Origin of the sequence: Paenibacillus agricola (assembly GCF_011440305.1) — a bacterium.
Classification (GTDB): Bacteria; Bacillota; Bacilli; order Paenibacillales; family NBRC-103111; genus Paenibacillus_S; species Paenibacillus_S agricola.
Genome location: NZ_JAAOIW010000065.1, coordinates 1 through 1,589, shown reverse-complemented (window position 1 = coordinate 1,589; position 1,589 = coordinate 1). Strand labels below are relative to the sequence as shown.

The following is a 1,589-nucleotide window of genomic DNA, read 5'->3' as shown; positions in this document are numbered from 1 at the left end:
ACCATCCAACCAGTGCACAAATTTTTCGATAAGCCATGCATGCGACCATTTGCGCTGCTGTAGTAAGGGGACTCGCTCGCCTTCCCCCTCTTTCTTATAACCCGATTTATAAGGAAAGAGTTCGATTTCTCTATGGCTCATAATCAATGTCCCTTTTTCACATTCGGCACGGATATATTCATTACTCCAGCCATTCAACCCAACTGCATTCGTTTTGGCTCCTTCATAAAACGCCCTTGTACTATTCTCCATATACATTTGCACCATTCCTTGTGAATCTCCCCCATACTCTCCCCACTTGGGATTCCAGGTTTGTGCATAGATGGTATCGCACTTGGCGCCTGTCAAATCGGCCAAAATATCAAGATGATGCACGGCACCTTCAATCATTAGAGTGTCGGCAATTTCATGGCGAAACGACGCCCCCCAGCTACCATATAATCTGCAGTCACAAGTAAATCGACAGATCAGATAATCCAATGTTCCGTGCCGGCCTGAACGAATTTCCTCACGAAGGGTCGTTTTATCCTGATCAAATCGATGGCTCATCGTTACGGCCATTTTTTTGCCTGCTTGTTTGACTTTGTTAGCTATGCGTATTGACGCTGCCAATGTATCCGCAATCGGCTTTTCAGACAAGATATGCATATTATGGGCCAAGGCAAGGTCAACGACCTGTTCATGAAGCCCCGGCGGCACAACAACGGTGCAAAAGTCTGCCTTATTTTCAGCAAACGCTTTTTTAATGTCGATATAGCATTGATCTGCACGTAATCCAAGATGTTTTTGCGCGTTGAGTAAAGCATCTGGGTTAACATCCACCGCAGCGACTACCTCAATTAATCCGTCCTCAATGTTAGGAGGAAGAAAGGTTGAGCACCACCTTGAGCCAAATCCTCCAGTACCTACCTGAATCATTTTATATGCCATATTAAACCCTCTCCTTTATAGGTTCTGCCGCACCATGTGTATGATTCCATAAATGGCCTCGGCGTTTGTTTCCTTGCAGGGTAGTTTCAAAATATACAGCTTTAACGGGTTCTGACACTAACGGAAAATCATGATGATGGCCCATTCCTATAGCTAAACAATCACCTGGACCGACCTCATAGCTGTTGCCCTCCGAAACAACAACCCCTTTTCCCTCAAAAATAATCCAATATTCGTCACAATCATGATAGTGGTTGTCAATATTTGTTTCTTTGTGGTAGTGGGTTGGATCCCCACGCTCCACAACAGATTCAGCTTTCGTAACATTGAATAAACCTGAACCGCCGATTTCCTCGCCCCAGTCTCCGCACATACGGATCAATACGGTATCTGATAAAACTTCGTCAACACGAAAAGCTTTATCCGGTTCTGATAGATCCAGATTAGCCCTCTCTTCTGCATCTATTTGTTGCTCACCAAGAGAGATAAGACAACGACCTTGGCCGATGATTAATTTTTCCTTCTTCCCTACACGGTCAAAGGTATGCCGCGACCCTTTCGCCAATCTGACAATCTCAAAATGCTTCATTTCACACCATGCGGGGGCTTCCTTCCCGATCTTAAAGACAGGCATACCGTGCACCTCCTTTCATGTATAC

Annotated in this window: 2 protein-coding genes; both read right to left on the bottom strand. The window is 45.1% G+C overall.

The window, feature by feature from the left end; all coding sequences use genetic code 11:
* Positions 1–930, bottom strand: a 930-nt coding sequence (locus tag G9U52_RS39030) for a Gfo/Idh/MocA family protein (protein WP_166158861.1), incomplete at its 3' end; no start/stop codon positions are given.
* A gap of 1 nt (position 931) precedes the next feature.
* Entirely contained in the window at positions 932–1,519 is a 588-nt protein-coding gene (locus tag G9U52_RS39025; protein ID WP_207953493.1) for a cupin domain-containing protein, read from the bottom strand.
* Positions 1,520–1,589 lie beyond the last annotated feature (70 nt).

What these genes read in the sequence shown, in the direction of transcription:
- G9U52_RS39025 (WP_207953493.1), bottom strand. Translation starts at nt 1,519, where the DNA reads ATGAAGCATTTTGAGATTGTCAGATTGGCGAAAGGGTCGCGGCATACC.